This is a genomic window from Nocardioides sp. URHA0020 (genome assembly GCF_000620705.1).
Taxonomy (GTDB): Bacteria; Actinomycetota; Actinomycetes; order Propionibacteriales; family Nocardioidaceae; genus Nocardioides.
The window spans coordinates 256552-279240 of record NZ_KK211170.1 but is presented as its reverse complement, the minus strand read 5'-3'; the positions used below and the strand labels follow the sequence as shown (position 1 = coordinate 279240).

Below are 22689 nucleotides of genomic sequence, written 5' to 3'. Positions count from 1 at the left end.
GCCCGGAGTCTGGCAGAGCGGCCGGTCCTGCGTGCGGCAATGCGGGGGCGTCCGGTCAGGACGACATGGAGATGGACGACGTAGCCGGCGGCGGCGACGAGGTCGCCGTCGACGCGGGTCGGCATCGTCGTCACGCTCGGACTGCAACACTCTGATGCACACATGCGGCCCCCGGTCACCGGGTAAGGACGGGCATGACCCGTTTCTCCGCAGGCACCCGCGCCGGCGCCGTCATCGACGCGCCCCGGGCCGAGGTGTGGGCCGCGTTGACCGATCCCGCCGTGGTCGCCGAGCTCACGCCCTTCGTCCGCAGCATCACCGTCGACGCGGATCACTGGCACTGGGAGCTGAGCGGGCTCAAGGTGCTCGGGGTCGGCGTCGCCCCGGTGTTCACCGAGCTGATGACGTACGACGAGCCGAGCCGGATCGAGTTCCGGCACGACCCGCCGGCGGGCGGCCCGGAGCGGGCCGGCGTGGAGGGCTGGTACGAGCTCACGGAGGTCGACGCGGGCACCCGGCTGCACACCTCGCTCGACATCACGATCGAGCTGCCGCTCCCCCGCGCCTCCGGCCGCGCGGTCAGGGCGGCCATGGGGAGGGTGATCGACCAGATGGGCGACCGGTTCTCAAAGAACCTGCTCGCGCGCCTGGGCGCGCAGGAGATCGCCTAGGCACCCTGGGCGGCGGCCTCGTCCCAGCGCCGGCGGGTGTCGATCTCGAAGTTCACCAGGTCGACGAACTCCCGGCCCTCGCGCTCCTGGCTCCGCTTGACCTTCACAGCGTACGGGTCGGTGACGTGGTGCGCGCCGTGGCCGGCGTCGGAGACCTGGACCTGGATCACCGGCTTGCCCTTGCCGGAGCGGACGAGCGTGGCCGCGCTGATGTCGCCCCAGTCGACGCTGTGGACGCGGCGTACGCCGCGCGACTCGGCCTCCGCCTTGGTGCGCCGGAAGGTGAGCCCGTCGAGCGTGAGCTCGATCCGACCGTTGGTGCCCACCAGGTGTCTGTCCGCCATGTGGCGAGTGGACCACATCAAGGTGAACGGCCCGCGCCCGCGGGCCGCTCCTCGGTCGGGATGGCTAGGGTCCGAAGCATGCTGCGCGACTTCCGGGAGTACATCGACCGCCTCCACATCGACGGTCACACCATCGGCGAGGACCACGACGACGACCCCGTGCTGATCGACCCCGACGGCCGGGCCGTCGACACGTGGCGCGAGGGCTACCCGTACGACGAGCGGATGCCGCGCGAGGAGTACGACGAGGCGAAGTACCGCCTCCAGGTCGAGCTGCTCAAGTTCCAGAACTGGGCGGCCGACACCGGCAGCAAGCACGTGCTGCTCTTCGAGGGCCGCGACGCCGCCGGCAAGGGCGGCACCATCAAGCGCTTCACCGAGCACCTCAACCCGCGCTACGCGCGCACCGTCGCGCTCACCAAGCCCAGCGACCGCGAGCAGAACCAGTGGTACTTCCAGCGCTACGTGCAGCACCTGCCGACCGCCGGCGAGATGGTCCTCTTCGACCGCTCCTGGTACAACCGCGCCGGCGTCGAGCGGGTGATGGGGTTCGCGAGCGCACCGGAGTACCAGCAGTTCATCGCCCAGGCGCCGCTCTTCGAGCGGATGCTGGTCGACAGCGGGATCTCGCTGACCAAGTTCTGGTTCTCCGTCACCCAGTCCGAACAGCGCACCCGCTTCATCATCCGCCAGGTCGACCCGGTGCGGCAGTGGAAGCTCTCGCCCATCGACCTCGAGTCGCTGGACAAGTGGGACGACTACACGGCCGCGAAGGAGGCGATGATCCGGCGCACCGACACCGAGTGGGCGCCGTGGACGACCATCCGCAGCAACGACAAGAAGCGCGCCCGGGTCAACGCGATGCGGCACTTCCTCTCCCGCTTCGACTACGACGGCAAGGACGACGCCGTCGTCGGCACGCCGGACCCGCTGATCGTGCAGCGCGGGATCGACGCCGTCGGCGACTGAGCGGCCGGCGACCGTCGGATGAACGTCCGGCGAACGAGCCGGCGCCGGCGTTTCGGCGGGCGCACCCCGGACACGGTGGGGTCGTGACAGCCGCAACCCTCATCCTCGTCCTCGTCATCGCGACCGCGCTGGCCTTTGACTTCACGAACGGCTTCCACGACACCGGCAACGCGATGGCCACCTCGATCGCCACCGGTGCCCTGCGACCCAAGATCGCGGTCGCCCTCTCCGCCGTCCTCAACCTGGTCGGGGCCTTCCTCTCCGTCGAGGTGGCCCTGACCGTCACCAACTCGGTGATCAAGATCCAGGACTCCTCCGGGGCTCCGCAGGCGGCCCTCACCGCCGACGACGGCTACGCCCTGCTGCTCATCATCCTCGCCGGGCTGGTGGGCGGCATCGTCTGGAACCTCTGCACCTGGGTGATCGGCCTGCCGTCCTCGTCCTCCCACGCCCTCTTCGGTGGCCTGATCGGCAGCACCATCGCCGGCCTGGGCCTGCGCGGGGTCAACTGGAACGGCGACGGCAGCAAGCTCGACGGCGTCATCGGCAAGGTGGTCCTCCCGGCGATCGCCTCGCCGGTGATCGCGGGAGTCGTGGCGGCGGTTGGCACCTGGCTGATCTTCCGGGTCGTCGCCGGCGTCGCCGAGCGCTTCACCGAGACCGGCTTCCGCTGGGGCCAGGTGGGCAGCGCGTCGCTGGTCTCGCTCGCCCACGGCACCAACGACGCCCAGAAGACCATGGGGGTCATCACGCTGGCGCTGATCGCCGGCGGGCAGTGGGACGACACCGGCTCCGTGCCGTTCTGGGTCAAGCTCAGCTGCGCGCTGGCGATCGCCAGTGGCACCTACGTCGGTGGGTGGCGGGTGATGCGCACCCTCGGCAAGGGCCTGGTCGAGCTCCGCTCCCCGCAGGGCATGGCCGCCGAGAGCTCGTCGGCCGCGGTCATCCTGGTCTCCAGCCACTTCGGCTTCGCGCTCTCGACGACCCAGGTGGTGACCGGCTCGATCATCGGCAGCGGCGTCGGCAGGCCCGGGGCCGAGGTGCGCTGGGGCGTCGCCGGACGGATGGCGGTCGCGTGGCTGCTCACGATGCCGGCGGCGGGTCTGGTCGGCGCCGCGATGTGGTGGGTCGGCGACCTCCTCGGTGGGTACGCCGGACCGCTGGCCGTCGTGGCGATCCTGCTCGCCACGTCCGGCTTCCTCTACGTCCGCTCGACGCTCCAGCCGGTGTCGGCGGACAACGTCAACGACGAGTGGACGGGCACGCCGAAGGCCGCCCGGGCCACGGAAGGAGCGGCGGCATGATCGAGAACCTGCAGTACGCCTTCGACGGCGCTTGGCGGGTCCTGCTCGGGGGCCTGGTCTTCGGGGCGGGCCTGCCCCTCGTCTACGCCCTCGGCATCAGGTCGCTGGCCTGGGGCTCCGGTGGAGCGGCAGAGGTGAGCGGAGCGGCCGGCAAGCCGATCGGCAAGGCGGTCGCCGGGCTGTGCCTGGCGGTCGTGCTCGCCGGGGTCGCCCTGGGGATCACGATCATCGCCGCCGCCGGCTTCGGCAAGGCGGTGTCCTTCGAGCACGGCTACCCGAGCATCGTGGCGAAGGAGGGGTGAGATGGGTTCCGACCGGCCTGCTCCGACGCCGGGACGCCTGCGGGGCATCCTCGACTGGCTGCGCGAGGGCTACCCCGCCGGCGTACCCCCCAAGGACTACATCCCCCTGCTGGCACTGCTGCGGCGGCGGCTGTCCGAGGAGGAGGTCCGGGAGGTCGCCGGCCAGATCGCCGCGACCGCGGGGGCGGACCCCACCGACATCGCCGTCCGCATCACCACGATCACCGACGCCCTGCCGAGCCCCGAGGACATCGCACGGGTCGAGGCCCGCCTGACCGAGCAGCACGGCTGGCCCGACGGGGCCTGACCCGCCGAGGATCAGAGCCAGTCGCGACGGCGGAAGACCACGTAGAGCGCGACGCAGATGCCCACCATCAGCGCCAGCGCGAAGGCGTACCCGTGCTGCCAGCCCAGCTCGGGCATGTGCTGGAAGTTCATGCCGTAGACGGCGGCGATCAGGGTGGGTGCGAAGAAGATCGCCGCCCACGCGGAGATCCGCTTCACCTCGTCGTTCTGGACGTTGCTGGCCAGGGCGAGGTTCTTCATCTCCTCGTTCTGCGCCTGCGCCACAAGGGTCGCGTTGACGGTCAGCAGCTCGCTGAGCAGCTGCCGGAAGCCGTCGACCTGCTCGATCACCTGGGTGACGTGGTCGGCGACGTCGCGCAGGTAGCGCTGGAGCTCCTCGTCGGTGCCGTACTTCTCGAAGCCGGCCGTCAGGCCGTGCAGCATGCCGACCAGCGGGCGGGTGGCGCGCTGGAACTCGATGACCTCGCGGGTCAGCTCGTAGATGCGCCGCGACACCCGGGGGTCGCCGGTGAAGATCTCGGTCTCGATCTCGTCGATGTCGTTCTCCAGGCCGGCCACGACCGGGCCGTAGCCGTCCACGACGCTGTCGAGGATGGCGTAGAGGATCGCCTCCGCCCCGAGCTCGAGCAGCTCCTTGTCGCTCTCGAGCCGACGGCGTACGGCGCCGAGACCGGGCGCCTCGCTGTGGCGCACGGTCACCACGAAGTCGCGGCCGACGAAGAGGTGGACCTCGCCGAACTCCACCGCCTCCTCGGAGTCGACGTAGCGCGCGGCGCGCAGCACGACGAAGAGCGTGTCGCCGTAGCGCTCCAGCTTGGGCCGCTGGTGCGCGAGGACGGCATCCTCGATCGCCAGGTCGTGCAGCCCGAACTCGTCGGCCAGCGAGGCGAGCTCGCGGCGGTCGGGCCGGTAGAGGCCGATCCAGGCGACCGCGCCGTCGTGGGCGGACAGTTCGGCGTACGTCTCGGCCAGGGTCTCCGGCTCGCCGACCCGCTCGCCGGCGACGTACACGGCGCTGTCGATCAGGCTACGGCGCTCGTGCTCGGCCTGCCTCGCGGGGTTGCGCGCGTCGATGGGGTCGCTCGGCAGCACCAGGAGGCCGGAGGCGTAGCGCCGGCGCCGACGCCCGGAGCCGTCACGGTCGTCACGTCCCAGAGGCGTCATGCAGCCAGTATCGGTCCGCCGAGGTGTCATCTGTCGACCCGAGGGGTAGGCGGGCGGTATGGAAGCCCAGCACCTCGGCTGCGAGGTCACCCGATGCCCCGCCTGCGGTCGACGCTCCATGGTCGTGACGTACGAGGGTCTCGCCGATCCCGCTCGTCCCGAGAAGGCGGCGGTGTGGCTGCCCACCCACGGGACGTGCGAGCACGGTTGCGACGTCCGCCATCACGTCCTGCCGGGGCTCGCGCACGACGCGGCCTGAGCCCATGACGGCGATCCGTCGGCCGCCCGGTGGCGGGCACTTCCTCGTCGGGCTGAGCCACGCGCAGACCTGGGTCCTGGTCATCGGGATCGTGCTGATCGTGCTGGCGATCTACTGGACTAGACGTCGTTGACCCTCACCGTCACCCCGTGGGGTGTGCCGCGTTGAGGCTGGCGTGGGATATCACAGAGGCAGACCCGAGAACTTCTCGCGATCCGCTGCACCTGGCGCCTCTGTACCCGGTCGTTCCACCGACAGACCGGACCCCAGCATGGACCTCTCGATCGACCTCACCCTCGATCCGCCGACGGGCACCGTAGCCGCCAGGGGCGACCTCGACATCTTCTCCGCGAACGACGTCGCCATCAGCCTGCGGGAGGCGGTGGCCCGCGGCTGCTCCCGCATCGTCATCGACGTCTCAGGCGTGTCGTTCGTCGACGCCTCGGCCCTCGGGGTCTTCGCCCGTGCCCACGCCTCCGTCGCCGCCGACGGCGGGACGATGGAGTTCGTGGAGGCCAGCCCGCAGTTCGTGCGGCTGTGCTCGATCATCCGCCTCGACCGGGTCTTCGGGCTGCCCGACGACGACCGGAGCATCACGGCAGGGTCCTGACGACGGCTCAGGGCACCGCTGATGTCACGGCTGGACACCCGGCGCCTCACCAGTCGGTCCCCGTCACCCCGAGCAACGAGACCCGACGTGTGAGCCGCCGGGGCCAGACCAGGATGCAACCGACGACCCGGCGGCGGCTCACCCCACCGGATGAGATCAGTCGTCGTCGGTCGCGAGCTCCTCGTTGTGGGTGCCGGGGCGCGGCGCCCACGGCAGCTCGCGCGCCGGTCGTACGACGATGAGCCGGTCGCCGCGGGCGAGCTGGGTGACCACCGGGTCGAAGTAGCGGTAGACCTTCTCGTCGCGGACGACGGAGATCACCTGGTCGGGCAGCTGCTGCGGCTGCTTGCCCACCTCGGACACGATCAGGTCCCGCTCGGCGACCTCGAGGCCCTCGCCGTACGTCAGCAGGTCCTCCATCACCTGCCCGAGGGTGGGCGACAGCGAGGAGAGCCCGAGCAGTCGGCCGACCGCGTCGGAGGACGTGATGACGGAGTTGGCACCGGACTGGCGCATCAGGGCGACGTTCTCCTGCTCGCGGCAGGCGGCGACGATCCAGACCTCGGGGTTGAGCTGGCGCACCGTGAGCGTGGCCAGCACGTTGGAGTCGTCGCGGTTGGTGGTGATGATGACCTGGTCGGCCTCCCCCACCCCGGCGCGCCGCAGCACGTCGCGTCGCGTCGCGTCGCCGGTGACGACCGCCAGCCCGTCGGCGTGCGCCTCCTGGAGAGCCTCGGCCCCCGGGTCGACCACGACGATCGACTCCCGGGTCAGCCCGTTGTTGACGATCGTGTCGACGGCGGCCCGGCCCTTGGTGCCGTAGCCGATCACCACCACGTGGGCTCCCATGCGCTTCCTCCAACGGGCGATGCGAAACATCCGGCGACCCTGCGAGGCGAGCACCTCGAGGGTGGTCCCGATCAACAGCACCAGGAAGGCGATGCGGAGCGGGGTGATCACGAACGCGTTGATCAGCCTGGCGTGCGGCGCGACCGGCGCGATGTCGCCGTAGCCGGTCGTGCTCAGGGTGACCGTCGTGTAGTAGATCGAGTCGACCAGGTTGACCCCGTAGCCCGGCGGGTCGTTGCCGTCGCGGTAGGCCCCGCGGTCGAGGTAGACGATCAGGACGGTGCCGAAGAGGATCGCCAGCGCCAGCAGCAGGCGCTTGCCCAGCTGCCACAGCGGGGACTGCACCGGGTCCGGGAGCGAGATCAGGCCGACGCTGCGGCCCGTGCCCTGCCCGATTTCGCTGGAGTCGTCCGCCACGGGGGTGAATCTAGTCGGTCTCCTGGCGCGAACCGATGCGACGTAGCCGCTGGACGAGCTCAGATCTGGCGATCATGGTCGAGGACTGCGGGAAGACCGTGTCGAAGGCGGCGTTGACCGCCGCGCCGATCAGCACCGCGATCGAGACCAGGTAGAGCCAGAGCAGGACCGCGATCGGTGCGGCGAGCGGGCCGTAGATGGAGCGCGAGTCCGCGGACGTGGCGGTGAGGAACCAGCGCAGCAGGTAGGAGCCGAGCACCCAGCCGGTGAGCGCGAACGTCGCGCCCGGGAGGTTGAAGCTCCAGTTGGTCCGCACCGGGACCGACACGTGGTAGAGCGTCGCGAGGAAGCAGATGCTGATCACCACCACGAACGGCCAGTAGAAGCCGTTGAGGAGGTCGAGGCGCTCGGGCAGCCAGTCCTGGACCAGTCCCGGTCCGGCGACCACCAGCGGGATCATGAAGACTCCCAGCACCATCGCCAGCACGTACAGCCCGAACGAGAGCGCCCGGGTCTTCACGATCCCGCGGTGGCCGCCGAGCCCGTGCATGATCGTGATGGTGTCGACGAAGACGTGCATGGCCCGCGAGCCGGACCACAGCGCCAGCACGAAGCCGAGCGAGATGATGTCGAACCGGCCGCCCGCGAGGACGTCGTCGATGGTCGGCTCGATGATCTTGTTGACCGCGCTCTGGGTCAGCGCCTGCTCGGAGAGGTCGATGACCGCCTGGCGGATGTCGGCCACCTGAGCCGGGCTGAACTGGTCGGTGACGAAGCCGATCGCGCCGGCCATCGCGAAGATCAGCGGCGGCACGGAGAGCACGGCGAAGAAGGCGGCCTCGGCCGCCAGGCCGGTGACCCGGTAGCGCATGCAGCTGCCGACGGTGGCGACGACCAGGCGCCAGACGAGGTCACGGGTGCGCCTCAGCCAGGCGGCGAGCGACGCTTGCGTCGTGGGGGTGGCGGGACTCTCCGCACCCTCCACCGCACCCATGGATCTACCGTAGACACATGAGTTCCGACATCCGGGTAGCCACGAACCAAGCCCCGCTCCTGGTTGGTCACAACATCGTCACGGGCGACGCCGCCCTGGTCGACGCGGTCACCCGGCACGCGGCCGCCGAGGTCGTCGACGACCTCGCCCCGATCGGCGCCCTCGCCGGCACCGCCGAGGCCCGCGAGCACGGGATGCTGGCCAACGAGCACCACCCGCAGTTGACGCCGTACGACCGCTACGGCAACCGGATCGACGAGGTGGCCTTCCACCCGTCGTGGCACTGGCTGATGGAGCGGGCGGTCGGTCACGGCCTGGCCGCGACGCCGTGGGAGTCGGACTCGCCGTACGCCCACGTCCGCCGCGCGGCCGGCTTCATGGCCTGGTCGCACACCGAGCCGGGCCACGGCTGCCCGATCTCCATGACGTACGCCGCGGTGCCCGCCCTGCGGGCCGACGACGCGCTCGCGAAGGAGTGGACGCCGCTGCTCGCCTCGACGTCCTACGACCCCGGCCTGCGGGCGGCGTCGACCAAGCGGGGCGCGCTCGCCGGGATGGGGATGACGGAGAAGCAGGGCGGCTCGGACGTCCGGGCCAACGTCACGGAGGCGCGCCCCACGGCGGTCGACGGCGAGTACACGCTGCACGGGCACAAGTGGTTCACCTCGGCGCCGATGAACGACGTCTTCCTGGTGCTCGCCCAGGCCGCCGGCGGGGTGACGTGCTTCGTCGTGCCGCGCGTGCTGCCGGACGGGACCCGCAACCGGCTGGACGTCGTACGCCTTAAGGACAAGCTGGGCAACCGGTCCAACGCGTCCTCGGAGCTGGAGCTCGAGGGCACCCTGGCGCAGCGTCTGGGCGACGAGGGCCGCGGGGTGCGCACGATCATCGAGATGGTCGCGGCGACGCGGCTCGACTGCGTGCTCGGCTCGACGTCGCTGATCCGGCGCGCGGTCAACGAGGCGGCGTGGCACGCGGCGCACCGCTCGGCCTTCGGCTCGCTGCTGATCGACAAGCCGCTGATGCAGAACGTGCTGGCCGATCTCGCGGTCGAGGCCGAGGCCGCGACGGCGCTGTCGATCCGGCTCGCGTCCGCCGTCGACGACCGCAACGACCCGCACGAGGCGGCGCTGCGCCGGATCGCGCTGCCGTTGTCGAAGTTCTGGGTCTGCAAGCGCACGCCGGCCGCGGTCGCCGAGGCGCTCGAGTGCCTGGGCGGCAACGGGTACGTCGAGGAGTCCGGCCTGCCGCTGCTCTACCGCGAGGCGCCGCTCAACTCCGTGTGGGAGGGCTCCGGCAACGTCAACGCGCTCGACGTGCTGCGCGCGCTGGGCCGCGAGCCGGAGGTGCTGGACGCCTGGATCACCGAGGTCGGCCGGGCGCGGGGCGGCGACGCTCGCCTCGACCGCGCGATCCAGGACACCCTCGCCCTGCTCGACTCCCTCATGGGCGACCCGGACTCGATGGAGGTCAACGCGCGGCGGCTGGCCGTACGGATGGCGCTCTGCCTGCAGGGCTCGCTCCTGGTGCGCTTCGCTCCCCCGGAGGTGGCCGACGTCTTCTGCGCCTCACGCCTCGGCTCGTCGTACGACGGCGTCTTCGGGACCCTCGACGGCGGCGACCTGCGCGCGATCGTGGAGCGCGCGACGCCGGTCGTCTGAGCTTCGCTCAGACCGACGCGGCAGTCGCCCGTTCCTCGGACTCCCGCTCGAGGTCGTCGTCGCCGTAGTCGACCATGGTCGCCTCGTCGAACGGCCGCTCGCCGGCCAGCACCTGGTCGAGGCGGTCCCGGTCGAGGCCGCCGGTCCAGTGCCCGATCAGCACGGTCGCGATGGCGTTGCCGGCGAAGTTGGTCAGTGCGCGGGCCTCGGACATGAAGCGGTCGATGCCCACGATCAGGCCGACGCCGTCGACGAGCTCGGGGCGGTGCGAGCTGAGCCCGCCGGCGAGGGTCGCCATGCCGGCGCCCGAGACACCGGCCGCACCCTTGGACGCGATGATCATGAAGGCCAGCAGCGAGATCTGCTCGCCGATCGAGAGCGGGTCGCCCATCGCCTCCGCGATGAAGAGCGTCGCCATCGTCAGGTAGATCGCGGTGCCATCGAGGTTGAAGGAGTAGCCCGTCGGCACGACGACGCCGACCGTCGTCTTGTCCACCCCGGCGTGCTCCATCTTCGCGATCAGCCGCGGCAGGGCGGTCTCCGAGGACGAGGTCGAGACGATCAGCAGGAACTCGCGGGCGAGGTACTTCAGCAGGCTGAAGACGCTGACCCCCGCGGCCAGCCTGAGCACCGTGCCGAGGACGAAGAAGACGAAGATCGCGCAGGTGATGTAGAACGCGACCATCAGCAGGGCGAGGCTCTTGAGGGCATCGACGCCGGTCGCGCCCACCACGGCCGCCATCGCACCGAACGCACCGACCGGGGCGGCCCACATGATCATCGCGAGGATCCGGAAGACGAGCCGCTGGAGGTGCTCGACGACGTGCAGGATCGGCTTGCCGGCGCGGCCCATGCCCTGCAGCGCGAAGCCGACCAGCAGCGCGACGAAGAGCGCCTGGAGCACATCGCCCGAGGTGAGCGCGGAGAAGAGCGAGGTCGGGATGATCCCGAGCGCGAACTCGGTGGTGCTGCCGTGCCCCGCTGCCGCCTGCTCCTGGCCCGCGGACGAGAGCGCCTCGGTCACTTGGAGGCCCGCACCCGGCTTGATCAGGTTGCCCACCACGAGCCCGATCGCGAGCGCGAAGGTCGACATGGTCAGGAAGTAGCCGAGCGCGAGACCGCCGACCTTCCCGACCCGTGCGGCGCTCGCGACCGATCCGACGCCGATCACGATCGTGCAGAAGATGACCGGCTGGATCATCATCTTCACCAGGGCGACGAACCCGGTCCCCAGCGGCGCCAGCTTGACCGCGAAGTCGGGGAAGAGGAAGCCCACCAGGATGCCGAGCGCCACGGCGACGATCACGGCCAGGTAGAGGTAGCGGGTCTTGTCCTTCTTGGGCGCCGTGGGCGGCGTCTGATCGGCCTCGATGTGTGGCATGCATCACGCGTACCCGACCCGTTGAACGGCAAACCGTCGTACGCTCCGGAGGCATGGGTGACCGGCGCCTGCTCGGTGCCGCGGACGTCTCCGACGAGGTGCTGCGGGCGATGGTGGCCGCGCTGCTCGGACTCGACGTGACGTCGTTGTCCGGCGTACGCGTCGACGAGGTCGACTACGACCTCGCGTCCATCACGACCGCGGGACGCCACCGGGTCCACGGGACGGCGCGCGCCGAGGGACAGGACCGGCCGTTCTCGCTCTTCGTCAAGCAGGTCCAGGAGTGGTCGCGCTCGCCCTTCTTCGCCGACGTCCCGCCCGCCCTGCGCGAGGAGGCGGCCCGCATGGTGCCGTGGCGCACCGAGGCCGAGGTCTACCGCTCCGACCTGGCCCGGCGCCTGCCCGACGGGCTCGGGATGCCCAGGGCGCTCGGCGTCTACGACCTCGACGAGAAGTCCGCGGCGGTCTGGCTCGAGGACCTCGAGGTGGTGCCCGCGACCTGGGACGCCGACCGGTACGAGCGGGCCGCCCACCTGATGGGCCGGCTCGCCGCGAGCCGCGCCGTGGCGCCGCTCGCCGCGGTCGGCGGCCTGGAGTGGGACATCGGGATGTACCTCCGAGGCCGGCTCGCCGTGCAGGTCGTGCCGATGCTCCACGACGACGGCCTGTGGCAGCACCCCCTGGTCGCGGCCGCCTTCGAGCCGGACCTGCGGCAGCGACTGTGCGCGGCCGCGGAGCGGCTGGAGCGGCTCGGCGCGGAGCTCATGGCCGCGCCGGTGCTGACCGGCCACGGCGACGCCTGCCCCAACAACCTGCTGGCCGTCGGGGGCCGCCCGGGCTTCGTGCTGATCGACTTCAACTTCTGGAACCCGCTGCCGATCGGCTTCGACCTGGCCCAGCTCCTGGTCGGCGACGTGCAGACCGGACGCCGACGCGCGGCCGACCTCGGCGGGCTCGGCGCGCTGGACGACCGGCTGCTGACGTCGTACGTCGCCGGGCTCCGCGCCGAGGGCTGTGACGTGCCGACCGCGGTCGTGCGCCGGGCTCACGCGGTGCAGCTGCTCCTCTTCACCGGGCTCTCGTCCGTCCCGTGGGAGCTGCTCGGCGCGCCGGTGACCGATGCGCTGCGAGACGTCGCCGACGACCGTGCCGCGCTGGCGCGCTACAGCCTCGACCTCCTCGCGGAGACCGGGTGACCGTCCCACCAGGGAGACCTCGACGCCTGCTGTTCATCCCGACCCGCCACAATCCGCCGATGTGACCGGGTCCCCCACGCTGCTGCCCGAGCTGCTCGCCTCCGGCCGCGCGCCCGAGCCGCGGACGCTCGCCGACGTCCTGGCCGCGACGATCGAGGAGCACCCCGACGCGGTCGCGCTCGACAGCGGCGTCGACCAGCTCACCTACCTCGAGCTCGAGGAGGCGGCCGGCGAGCTCGGCGGGCGGCTCCGGGAGGCGGGCGTACGCCGCGGCGACCGGGTCGGGATCCGGGTCAAGTCCGGCACCACTGACCTCTACGTCGCCATCGTCGCGACGCTCCTCACCGGCGCGGCGTACGTCCCCGTCGACGCCGACGACCCCGACGAGCGCGCGCGGACCGTCTTCGACGAGGCCGCCGTCGCGGCCGTCATCGGCAACGACCTGGCGATCGCGCGACGTCGTACGGCGTCCGCACCAGCCGCCGACGACCCGGCCGACTACCTGCCCGACCTCACCGACGACGCGTGGATCATCTTCACCTCCGGCTCGACCGGCACCCCGAAGGGCGTCGCCGTCACCCACCGCAACGCGGCCGCCTTCGTCGACGCCGAGTCCCGGTGGTACCTGCAGGACGCTCCCATCGGTCCGGGCGACCGTGTGATGGCCGGGCTGTCCGTGGCCTTCGACGCGAGCTGTGAGGAGATGTGGCTCGCCTGGGCGTACGGCGCCTGCCTGGTCCCGGCGCCGCGCTCCCTGGTGCGCTCGGGCGTCGACGTCGGCCCCTGGCTGGTCGCCAACGACATCACCGTGGTCTCGACGGTGCCGACCCTGGTCGCGCTGTGGCCGGCCGCCTCGCTGGCCACCGTGCGGCTGCTGATCATGGGCGGCGAGGCCTGCCCGGCCGAGCTCGCGGCCCGCCTGCAGGCGCCCGGGCGCGAGGTGTGGAACACCTACGGCCCGACCGAGGCCACGGTCGTCGCCTGCGGGACGATCCTCGACGGCACCGACCCGGTCCGGATCGGTCTCCCGCTGGACGGCTGGGACCTCGCGGTCGTCGACGCGGAGGGACGCCCGGTCGCCGCCGGGGAGACGGGCGAGCTGATCATCGGCGGCGTCGGGCTGGCCCGCTACCTCGACCCCGTCAAGGACGCCGAGAAGTACGCCCCGATGCCGACCCTCGGCTGGGATCGGGCCTACCGCTCCGGAGACGTGGTGCGCAACGACCCCGCCGGGCTCGTCTTCGGCGGCCGCGCCGACGACCAGATCAAGCTGGGCGGCCGGCGCATCGAGCTCGGCGAGATCGACGGCCAGCTGCTCCGGCTGCCGGGCGTCGTCTCCGCGGCCGCCGCCGTCCGCTCGACCAGGTCCGGCAACCAGCTGCTGGTCGGCTACCTCACCGTCGACGCGGCGTACGACGACGCCGCGGCCCTCGAGCTGCTGCGGGCGCGGATGCCGGCCGCCCTGGTCCCACGCCTCGCCGTGGTCGACAGCCTCCCGACGCGCACCTCGGGCAAGGTCGACCGTGACGCGCTGCCGTGGCCGCTGCCCGGAGCCGGCACGGCCGGCGCGACGAGCGGGCTCACCGACACCCAGGCCTGGATCGCCGAGATCTGGGCCGATGTCCTCGGCGCCGAGGTGACGTCGGTGCGCGACGACTTCTTCGACTTCGGGGGCGGCTCGCTGACCGCCGCGCAGGTCGTCGGGCGGCTCCGGGAGCGCTTCCCCGAGGTTGCCGTCGGTGACCTCTACGCCCATCCCCGGGTCGGTCCGCTCTCGGCGGCCCTGGAGGAGCTGGTCGCCACCTCCGCGCGCAACGACCGGTCGGTCTTCCCGATCCCGCGCAAGACGCAGGCGGGCCAGCTCGGCGCCCTGGTCGGCCTTCGGGCACTGGCCGCCGCGCGCTGGCTGAGCTGGCTCGCGCTGGGCTCGTCCGTCGCGGCGCACCGGATCGACTACCTGCCGTCGTACCCCGTCTGGGTGCTGGTCCTCACCACGGCGCTGCTCCTCACCCCGCCGGGACGGATGGCCCTCGCGGCCGGTCTCGCCCGGCTGACGCTGCGCGGCATCGAGCCCGGCGCCTACCCGCGCGGCGGCAAGGTGCACCTGCGGGTCTGGCTCGCGGGCCGCATCCAGGAGGAGCTCGCGGCGGCGGGCGTCGCCGGAGCACCGTTCTTCACGGCGTACGCGCGGCTGCTGGGCGCTCGCGTCGGTCGCGGCGCCGACCTGCACGCGCTGCCGCCGGTCACCGGCTTCCTGCGCGTGGGCGAGGGCGCCGCGATCGAGCCCGAGGTCGACCTGACCGGGCACTGGATCGACGGCGACGTCTTCCACCTCGGTGAGATCCGGGTCGGCCGCGGCGCGCGCGTCGGCGCCCGCAGCACGCTCGCGCCGGGGGCCGTCGTCCGGGCCAACGCCGAGATCGCCCCCGGCTCGCTCGTCGTCGGGGAGGTCCCGGCCGCCGAGTACTGGTCCGGCTCGCCCGCCGAGCGCCAGGCGACCCACGCCCGCGGACCGTGGCACGAGCAGGCGCCGCCGCCGGGACGTCCCTGGCTGGTGGGGTACGCCGCGATGGCGGTCACCATCGCCGCCCTCCCCGGCCTTGGCGTGCTGTCCGGGCTGCTGGTCGTCCTCGGCCCGGTCCGCGACGCGGACTCGATCGGCGGGGCCCTCGTCGCCGCGCTCCCCTGGCTGCCGCTGGCGGCCCTGGTCGGGTACGCCGTGCTCGCGCTGCTGATCCTCGCCCTGGTCCGGGCACTGTCCCTCGGGATGAGCGCCGGCGTCCATCCGGTGCGCTCCGGGGCGGGCATCTGCATCTGGGGCACCCTCCGGGTGCTCGACGACGCGCGCACCTGGCTCTTCCCGCTCTACTCCAGCACGCTGACGCCCACCTGGCTGCGTCTGCTCGGCGCGCGCATCGGCACCGGCGTCGAGGCCTCGACGGTGCTGCTGCTGCCCAAGTTCGCGAGCGTCAACGACTACGCGTTCCTGGCCGACGACACCCTCCTGGGCTGCTACGAGCTGGGTGGCGGCTGGGTGCGCGTCGAGGACGTCAAGATCGGCAAGCGTGCGTTCATCGGCAACTCCGGCATGGCCGCCGCGGGCCGCAAGGTGCCCAAGTCCTCGCTGGTCGCCGTGCTGTCCGCCGCGCCCCGCCGGTCCGTGGCGAAGCCGGGCACGTCGTGGCTGGGCAGCCCGCCCACCAGGCTGCGCCGGGCCGTCGGAACAGCGGACGACAGCCGCACCTACGCGCCGCCGCTACGCCTGCGCACCTACCGCGGACTGGTCGAGGCCGCGCGCGTCGTACCGGTCCTGCTGGCCGTGCTGCTCGGCGCCGGTGTCGCCGTCGCACTCCTCGCCCTGCTCGCCGCCGAGCCGTGGCTCGCGATCGTGCTCGGCGGGCCGGTGCTCCTCCTCGGCGGCGTCGTCGCCGCCCTGGTGACGGCCGCGGCCAAGTGGACGATCGTCGGACGGCACCGCCCGTCGGAGCACCCGCTGTGGAGCGGCTTCGTGTGGCGCAACGAGCTCGCGGACACCTTCACCGAGGTCCTGGCCGCGCCGTGGTTCGCCGCGGTCACCCAGGGCACCGTGGCGCTCAACGTCTGGCTGCGCCTGCTCGGCGCCACCATCGGCACCGGTGTCTGGTGCGACACCTACTGGCTGCCCGAGACCGACCTGGTCGAGCTGCGCGACGGCAGCACCGTCAACCACGGCTGCGTCGTGCAGACGCACCTCTTCCACGACCGCGTGCTCGCCATGGACGCGGTCGTGCTGAAGGCCGGCGCGACCCTGGGACCCAACAGCGTCATCCTCCCCGCCGCGACGATCGGGCGGCACGCCACCGTGGGGCCGGCCTCGCTCGTCATGCGGGGCGAGAGCGTCCCCAGCCGCACGCGGTGGATCGGGAACCCGGTCGGACCGTGGGAGGGCCCGGAGAGTTGAATGGAGCACGATGACAGGCACTGACCCGTACGTACCCGGCCACGGCGACGCGTCGTACGACGTCCAGCACTACGACCTCGCCCTCGGCTACCGCCCCGACGGCAACCGCCTCGACGGCGAGGCCACGCTGAGCTGCACGGCGGTCGACGACGTCGTCCGGCTGCGCCTGGACCTGCACCACCTGCGGGTCGCGCGGGTCACCGTCGACGGCCGACCGCCGGCCCGCTACACGCACCGCGACGGCGGCCTCGCCATCTGGCTGGACACCCCGATCGCCGCGGGGAGCGACTTCGAGGTCACGGTCAAGTACTCCGGACAGCCCGCGGTCATGAAGAGCAAGGCCCTCGGTGACGCCGGTTGGGAGGAGCTCACCGACGGCGTGATCGTCGCGGCCCAGCCGCACGGCGCCCCGACCTGGTACCCCTGCAACGACCGGCCCGACGACAAGGCGACGTACGCCTTCTCGGTCACGGCACCCACCGGCTACCAGGTCGCGATGAGCGGCGACCTGCTCGACTCGTCGCGCCGCAGCTCGGCGGTGACCTGGCGCTACGAGCAGCGCTCCCCCATGGCGACGTACCTCGCGACCTGCCAGATCGGGCGGTACGACGTCATCGAGCAGGACGGGCCGGTGCCGCTGCGGGTGCTCGCGCCGGCCGACGTCGCGGGCGACGGCTTCGACGCGTCCTTCGGCCGGCAGCCGGAGATGATGGCGCTCTTCGTCGACCGGTTCGGCGACTACCCGTTCGACGGGTACACGACCGTCGTCACCGACGACGACCTCGAGATCCCGCTGGAGTCGCAGTCCCTCTCGACCTTCGGCCGCAACTTCTGCGTCGACTCCTGGGACAGCATCCGGCTGGTCGCGCACGAGCTGGCGCACCAGTGGTTCGGCAACGCGGTGACGCTGCGCCGGTGGCAGGACATCTGGCTGCACGAGGGCTTCGCGTGCTACGCCGAGTGGCTCTGGTCGGAGGAGTCCGGGGGCGACACCGCCGACGCGTGGGCGCGCCACCACCACAAGAAGCTGGACGGCAAGGCCCAGGACCTGGTGCTCGCCGATCCGGGTCCGGAGCTGATGTTCGACGACCGCGTCTACAAGCGCGGCGCACTGACCCTGCACGCGCTGCGCGTCGAGCTCGGTGACGAGCCGTTCTTCGACCTGCTCCGCGGCTGGGTGGCCACGCACACCGGCGGCTCGGTCACGACCGAGGACTTCGTCGGCTTCTGCGAGAGCGAGTCGGGGCTCGACCTCACCGACCTCTTCGACGCGTGGCTCTTCCAGGTGGAGCTGCCGGCGCTGCCGGCTGCGGTCTGAGCACGGCGAGCGCCGCGACGTAGCCGGCCGGCGCCGCCACGTCGGCCCACGACTCCGCGGCCAGGTGCAGCGACGTCATCGGCCGGTCCAGCCCGACGCCGTACGCCTTGAGCACGGCCTCCTTGCGCGCCCAGACCCGGGCCTGCTCCAGGCCGTCGACCGCGACCTCACCCGGCGCCAGCACGAGCCCGGCCGGCCAGCGCGCGGCGACCTCCGCGACCGACTCCACGTCGACGCCGACCGCACCCTCGGTCGACACGGCCGTGACGAGGTGCGGGCCCGAGCGGGCCAGCGAGACCGGGACCGCGCGGCCGTCGTACGACGCCCACGGCCGTCCGTGGTCGGCCGACCCGCACCGCGCGCACAGCCGCCCGGTCACCGTCGTCCCGGGGCCGAGGTGCGCCGCGAGCGCGGCGTGAGCGCCCAGCGCGACGTCGTGCCAGACGACGTCGACGCTCATCTCAGGCCAGGTCAAGACCGGGGTAGAGCGGGTGCTTGTCGAGCATCTCGGCCGAGGCGTCCTTGACCTTGTCGGCCACGCCCTCACCGAGCTCGTACGACGCCTTGGACGGCCCACCCGCCTTGGTGGTGCCGGGCTGGGTGTTCTGCAGGACGTGGACGATCAGCTCGGCGACGTTGTCGAACTCGTCGTGGCCGAAGCCGCGGGTCGTCAGCGCCGGCGTGCCGAGCCGGATGCCGGAGGTGTACCAGGCGCCGTTGCGGTCGTTGGGCACCGAGTTGCGGTTGGTCACCACGCCGGCGTCGAGCAGCGCGGACTCCGCCTGGCGACCGGTGAGGCCGAAGGCCGAGACGTCGAGCAGCACGAGGTGGTTGTCCGTGCCCCCGGTGACCAGGTCGGCACCGCGGGAGAGGAAGCCCTCGGCCAGGGACTTCGCGTTGTCGGCGACCTGCTGGGCGTAGGTCTGGAACGCCGGCTGGCGGGCCTCGGCGAGCGCGACCGCCTTGGCCGCCATCACGTGCGACAGCGGCCCACCGAGCACCATCGGGCAGCCGCGGTCGACGCTCGGGGCGTACTCCTCGGTCGCCAGCACCATGCCACCGCGCGGCCCGCGCAGCGACTTGTGCGTCGTCGTCGTGACGACGTGGGCGTGCGGCACCGGGTCCTCGTCACCGACGAAGACCTTGCCGGCCACCAGGCCGGCGAAGTGCGCCATGTCGACCATCAGCGTGGCGCCGACCTCGTCGGCGATCTCGCGCATCTTGGCGAAGTTGACCCGGCGCGGGTACGCCGAGTAGCCGGCCACCAGGACCAGCGGCTTGAACTCCTTGGCCTTGGCGCGCACGACGTCGTAGTCGAGCAGGCCGGTCTCCGGGTCGGTGCCGTACTGCTGCTGGTGGAACATCTTGCCGCTGATGTTGGGGCGGAAGCCGTGGGTCAGGTGGCCACCGGAGTCCAGGGACATCCCGAGCAGCCGCTGGTTGCCGAGCTCGTGGCGCAGCTCCTCCCAGCCCTCGTCGGTCAGGTCGTTGACGTTCTTCTTCTCGAGGCGCTCGAGCCACGGGCCCTCGACGCGGTGCGCCAGGATCGACCAGAAGGCGACCAGGTTGGCGTCGATGCCGGAGTGCGGCTGCGCGTAGGCGTACTCCGCGCCGAACAGCTCGCGCGCGTGCTCGGCCGCGAGCGCCTCGACGGTGTCGACGTTCTGGCAGCCCGCGTAGAAGCGGTGCCCGACCGTGCCCTCGGCGTACTTGTCGCTGAACCAGGTGCCCATCGTGAGCAGCACCGCCGGCGAGGCGTAGTTCTCGCTCGCGATCAGCTTGAGCGAGCCGCGCTGGTCGGCCAGCTCCTTGCGGGTGGCCTCCGCGATCCGCGGCTCGACCGAGGCGATCACCTCCAGGGCCTGCTGGTAGGCGCTGCTCGTCAGGGCGGAGATGTGCGCGTCGCTCATACCGCCAGACTAGTGGTGGGGCACGGCGTCGAACGAGTCGCTCGCGTCGGGCCGACCGTGTGACGTGGGTCGCAGCGTCGCGCCTGTGTCGCGGGCCGATCCGGCCCGTGTCTCACATCATGGATCGCGGTCTCACATCATGGGATTCGAAGTTGTGGGAGCGACGTCCGGACCGTGAGACTGCTTGACATGACCGCTGCGACGCAGACGTACCTCGTGGTTCGACGCCACGTGGACCTCGGGCGTACCCGCAGCTCCATGTGTTGGCATTCCTGACCAGCCGCCCACCGCGCAGCTGACCCACCGGTCGCAGGCCCCGACGACGTGGCCCCTCCCGGTAGCGAGTCGCTGCAGACCGTCGTCAAGGAACGCTCACACTGATGTCTGACCCGCGCTACACCGCCAAGGCCGCCACCAAGACCGAGATCCCGCGCCCCAAGCGCGGCGAGGGTCAGTGGGCGCTCGGCTACACCGAGCCGCTGAACAAGAACGAGCAGTCCAAGAAGGACGACAGCCCGCTCAACGTCCGCGACCGGATCCTCTACACCTACTCCAAGCGCGGCTTCGCCTCGATCGACCCGGCCGACCTGCGCGGCCGGTTCCGCTGGATGGGCCTCTACACCCAGCGCGCCCCCGGCTTCGACGGCGGCAAGACCGCGATGCTCGAGGAGGAGGAGCTCGACGACGAGTTCTTCATGCTGCGGGTCCGCTCCGACGGTGCGCTCCTCTCCCACGACGCCGTGCGGGCGCTCGGCACGATCGGGGTCGACTTCGCCCGCGACACCGCCGACGTCACCGACCGGGAGAACATCCAGTACCACTGGATCCGGATCGAGGACGTGCCGGCGATCTGGGAGCGGCTCGAGGCCGCCGGCCTGGACAGCATGGAGGCGTGCGGCGACTCACCGCGGCCGTTCCTGGGCTCCCCCGTCGCCGGCGTCGCCAAGGACGAGATCATCGACGGCACCTCGGCGCTGGTCGAGATCAAGGAACGCTTCATCGGCAACCCGGACTTCGCCAACTTCCCCCGGAAGTTCAAGACCGCGCTGACCGGCCACCCCGGCCACGACGTCTCCCCCGAGACCAACGACGTCTCCTTCGTCGGCACCGTCCACCCCGAGCTGGGCCCGGGCTTCGACCTGTGGGTCGGCGGTGGCTTGTCCACGAACCCGATGCTGGCCCAGAAGATGGGGGTCTGGATCCCCGTCGACGAGGTCGCCGACGCCTGGGAGGGGGTCGCGTCGATCTTCCGTGACTACGGCTACCGCCGGCTCCGCTCGCGCGCCCGCCTGAAGTTCCTGGTGGCCGACTGGGGCATCGAGAAGTTCCGCGAGGTCCTCGAGAACGAGTACCTCGACCGGCAGCTGGTCTCGAACCCGTCGCCCGAGTCGCCCGTCGGTCACCGCGACCACATCGGCGTGCACGAGCAGCACGACGGCAGGTTCTACGTCGGCATCGCGCCGACGGCCGGCCGGATCAGCGGCACGATCCTGGTGCAGCTCGCCAACCTGATCGAGGAGTACGCCGTCGCCGGCGCCCGCCTGACGCCGTACCAGAAGATCGTCCTGGTCGGCGTCGAGCCCGCCGTCGTCGAGGACCTGGTCGCGCGGCTCGACGAGATCGGGCTCTCCGCCCGGCCGTCGAACTGGCGCCGCAACACGATGGCCTGCACCGGCATCGAGTTCTGCAAGCTCGCGATCGTCGACACCAAGGAGCGCGCGCGCACCCTGGTCGGCGAGCTGGAGAAGCGGTTCCCGACGCTCGACACCCCGATCACCGTCAACGTCAACGGCTGTCCCAACGCCTGTGCGCGCACCCAGGTCGCCGACATCGGCCTGAAGGGCCAGCTCGTCATGCACGAGGGCGAGCAGGTCGAGGGCTTCCAGGTGCACCTCGGTGGGGCCACCGGGCTGCAGGCCAACTTCGGTCGCAAGCTGCGCGCCCACAAGGTGACCAGCGCCGGCCTGGACGACTACATCACCACGGTGGTCACCAACTTCCTGGCCGACCGCGAGGCCGGCGAGCTCTTCGCGACCTGGGTGGCCCGCGCCGACGAGGACCTGCTGCGCGGCGACAAGCTGCTGGAGGGTGTGACCGCACCATGAGCGAGCGTGCCGTGCCCTTCCACTGCCCCTTCTGCGGGGAGCAGGACCTGCGCCCCCACGAGATCGTGTCGGAGACCGGTGAGATCTCGTCGCCGCACGGCACCTGGGAATGCCGCGGGTGCCTGCGCGCCTTCAGCCTGAAGATGCTCGGCTTGATCCGACCCTCAGGAGCTCAGTCATGAGTGCTGCCACCACCACGACGGCGCGCAACAAGCGCGGCGCCGACACCGCCGACCGCTCTCCGGAGGAGCTGCGCGAGATCGTGTCCCACTGGGGCGCCGAGCTCGAGCTCGCTCCGGCCGAGGTGATCGTGGAGTGGGCCGTCGCGACGTTCGGTGAGCGCTTCTGCGTGACGTCGTCGATGGGTGACGCGGTGCTGGCCGACATCGTCGGCAAGGTCGCTCCCGGCGTCGACGTGATCTTCCTCGACACCGGCTACCACTTCGTCGAGACCATCGGCACCCGCGACGCGGTCGAGGCCACCATGCCGGTCAACCTGCTGACGATCACGCCCGTGCAGTCGGTCGCCGAGCAGGACGCGGCGTACGGCAAGGACCTCTACAAGACCGACCCGGACCTGTGCTGCAAGCTGCGCAAGGTCCAGCCGCTGGCCGACACGCTCGACAGGTACGACGCCTGGGCGACCGGTCTGCGGCGGGCGGAGAACCACAACCGCGTCATCGCCCCGGTCATCGGCTGGGACGCGAAGAAGCAGAAGGTCAAGGTCTCCCCCATCGCCCGCTGGTCCGACGACCAGGTCGAGCGCTACATCGCCGAGCACGGCGTGCTGGTGAACCCGCTCGTGTACGACGGCTACCCCTCGATCGGCTGCTGGCCGTGCACCCGGCGCGTGGCGCCCGGCGACGACCCGCGCAGCGGTCGCTGGGCCGGCACCACCAAGACCGAGTGCGGGATCCACTCGTGAGCTCCACCAGGACCCGCACGCAGCAGACCGGCAGCGTGGCCGGTCGCCCACTCGCACGCCCCGA

22 protein-coding genes are annotated in these 22689 nt (G+C 71.7%); 15 read left to right on the top strand and 7 right to left on the bottom strand.

Annotated elements, in window-relative coordinates:
- Positions 1–194: 194 nt before the first annotated feature.
- Positions 195–671: an SRPBCC family protein gene (locus N542_RS0118690; RefSeq protein WP_028645232.1), complete on the top strand. Its 477-nt coding sequence runs from the start codon at positions 195–197 to the stop codon at positions 669–671.
- Here the strand turns inward: N542_RS0118690 and N542_RS0118685 are convergent.
- A complete protein-coding gene (locus tag N542_RS0118685; protein ID WP_028645231.1) occupies positions 668–1015 on the bottom strand; it encodes a hypothetical protein in 348 nt (115 codons plus the stop codon). The two genes, N542_RS0118690 and N542_RS0118685, sit on opposite strands and share 4 nt — an antisense overlap.
- Positions 1016–1093: 78 nt before the next feature.
- Here N542_RS0118685 and ppk2 point away from each other — a divergent pair, with 78 nt between their 5' ends.
- The 4 genes from ppk2 to N542_RS0118665 all read left to right on the top strand — a co-directional run bounded on the left by ppk2 (position 1094) and on the right by N542_RS0118665 (position 3897).
- A complete protein-coding gene (ppk2, locus tag N542_RS0118680) occupies positions 1094–1984 on the top strand; it encodes a polyphosphate kinase 2 (protein ID WP_028645230.1) in 891 nt (296 codons plus the stop codon).
- Positions 1985–2067: 83 nt separating this feature from the next.
- Positions 2068–3288, top strand: coding sequence for an inorganic phosphate transporter (locus N542_RS25605; RefSeq protein ID WP_036508730.1), 1221 nt, complete (start codon positions 2068–2070; stop codon positions 3286–3288).
- Positions 3285–3590 (top strand): hypothetical protein, encoded by a 306-nt coding sequence (locus N542_RS0118670; protein WP_051552043.1) that lies wholly within the window; start codon positions 3285–3287, stop codon positions 3588–3590. The genes N542_RS25605 and N542_RS0118670 overlap by 4 nt, the downstream gene beginning before the upstream one ends.
- 1 nt (position 3591) lies before the next feature.
- Positions 3592–3897: a DUF3349 domain-containing protein gene (locus N542_RS0118665; RefSeq protein WP_036508727.1), complete on the top strand. Its 306-nt coding sequence runs from the start codon at positions 3592–3594 to the stop codon at positions 3895–3897.
- Positions 3898–3908: 11 nt separating this feature from the next.
- Here the strand turns inward: N542_RS0118665 and corA are convergent, their stop codons facing one another.
- Entirely contained in the window at positions 3909–5060 is a 1152-nt protein-coding gene (corA, locus tag N542_RS25600) for a magnesium/cobalt transporter CorA (protein ID WP_051552041.1), read from the bottom strand.
- 58 nt (positions 5061–5118) lie between these two features.
- Here corA and N542_RS27660 point away from each other — a divergent pair, with 58 nt between their 5' ends.
- The 3 genes from N542_RS27660 (at position 5119) to N542_RS0118645 (ending at position 5929) form a co-directional block, all read left to right on the top strand.
- Positions 5119–5319, top strand: a complete 201-nt coding sequence (locus N542_RS27660) for a hypothetical protein (protein ID WP_155993213.1) — start codon at positions 5119–5121, stop codon at positions 5317–5319.
- A gap of 4 nt (positions 5320–5323) precedes the next feature.
- Positions 5324–5452: an LPXTG cell wall anchor domain-containing protein gene (locus N542_RS27655; protein ID WP_155993211.1), complete on the top strand. Its 129-nt coding sequence runs from the start codon at positions 5324–5326 to the stop codon at positions 5450–5452.
- 138 nt (positions 5453–5590) lie between these two features.
- Positions 5591–5929: an STAS domain-containing protein gene (locus N542_RS0118645; protein WP_028645227.1), complete on the top strand. Its 339-nt coding sequence runs from the start codon at positions 5591–5593 to the stop codon at positions 5927–5929.
- Between the two features lie 156 nt (positions 5930–6085).
- On the opposite strand, the gene N542_RS0118640 is transcribed toward N542_RS0118645, so the two are convergent.
- Entirely contained in the window at positions 6086–7195 is a 1110-nt protein-coding gene (locus N542_RS0118640; RefSeq protein ID WP_051552037.1) for a potassium channel family protein, read from the bottom strand.
- A 10-nt stretch (positions 7196–7205) separates the two neighbouring features.
- Entirely contained in the window at positions 7206–8189 is a 984-nt protein-coding gene (locus N542_RS0118635) for a YihY/virulence factor BrkB family protein (RefSeq protein WP_028645225.1), read from the bottom strand.
- A 17-nt stretch (positions 8190–8206) separates the two neighbouring features.
- Between N542_RS0118635 and N542_RS0118630 the strand changes: the two genes are divergently transcribed.
- The gene (locus N542_RS0118630) at positions 8207–9850 is read left to right on the top strand and encodes an acyl-CoA dehydrogenase family protein (protein WP_028645224.1); all 1644 of its coding nucleotides are present in this window, start codon (positions 8207–8209) and stop codon (positions 9848–9850) included.
- A gap of 7 nt (positions 9851–9857) precedes the next feature.
- On the opposite strand, the gene N542_RS0118625 is transcribed toward N542_RS0118630, so the two are convergent.
- Positions 9858–11231, bottom strand: a complete 1374-nt coding sequence (locus tag N542_RS0118625; RefSeq protein WP_051552035.1) for a cation:dicarboxylate symporter family transporter — start codon at positions 11229–11231, stop codon at positions 9858–9860.
- Positions 11232–11284: 53 nt separating this feature from the next.
- Here N542_RS0118625 and N542_RS0118620 point away from each other — a divergent pair, with 53 nt between their 5' ends.
- From N542_RS0118620 to N542_RS0118610, 3 genes are all read left to right on the top strand, one after another.
- Positions 11285–12427: a phosphotransferase gene (locus N542_RS0118620; protein ID WP_028645222.1), complete on the top strand. Its 1143-nt coding sequence runs from the start codon at positions 11285–11287 to the stop codon at positions 12425–12427.
- A gap of 61 nt (positions 12428–12488) precedes the next feature.
- Entirely contained in the window at positions 12489–16367 is a 3879-nt protein-coding gene (locus N542_RS0118615; RefSeq protein ID WP_051552034.1) for a Pls/PosA family non-ribosomal peptide synthetase, read from the top strand.
- A 10-nt stretch (positions 16368–16377) separates the two neighbouring features.
- Positions 16378–17685, top strand: a complete 1308-nt coding sequence (locus N542_RS0118610) for a M1 family metallopeptidase (protein ID WP_028645220.1) — start codon at positions 16378–16380, stop codon at positions 17683–17685.
- Here N542_RS0118610 and N542_RS26805 read toward each other — a convergent pair.
- Positions 17621–18145, bottom strand: a complete 525-nt coding sequence (locus tag N542_RS26805) for a 4'-phosphopantetheinyl transferase family protein (protein ID WP_051552032.1) — start codon at positions 18143–18145, stop codon at positions 17621–17623. The genes N542_RS0118610 and N542_RS26805 overlap by 65 nt on opposite strands.
- 1 nt (position 18146) lies before the next feature.
- Positions 18147–19595, bottom strand: coding sequence for a glycine hydroxymethyltransferase (locus tag N542_RS0118600; protein ID WP_028645219.1), 1449 nt, complete (start codon positions 19593–19595; stop codon positions 18147–18149).
- A gap of 380 nt (positions 19596–19975) precedes the next feature.
- On the opposite strand from N542_RS0118600, the gene N542_RS0118595 reads away from it, so the two are divergent.
- From N542_RS0118595 to N542_RS0118585, 3 genes are read left to right on the top strand one after another with little or no spacing between them, the layout of a single operon-like run.
- Positions 19976–21700, top strand: coding sequence for a nitrite/sulfite reductase (locus tag N542_RS0118595; protein WP_028645218.1), 1725 nt, complete (start codon positions 19976–19978; stop codon positions 21698–21700).
- Positions 21697–21882, top strand: a complete 186-nt coding sequence (locus N542_RS0118590) for a hypothetical protein (protein ID WP_028645217.1) — start codon at positions 21697–21699, stop codon at positions 21880–21882. Before N542_RS0118595 ends, N542_RS0118590 begins: the two co-directional genes overlap by 4 nt.
- Complete coding sequence (locus tag N542_RS0118585; RefSeq protein WP_028645216.1) at positions 21879–22625, top strand: phosphoadenylyl-sulfate reductase; 747 nt, start codon at positions 21879–21881, stop codon at positions 22623–22625. The genes N542_RS0118590 and N542_RS0118585 overlap by 4 nt, the downstream gene beginning before the upstream one ends.
- The last annotated feature ends 64 nt before the right edge of the window (positions 22626–22689 follow it).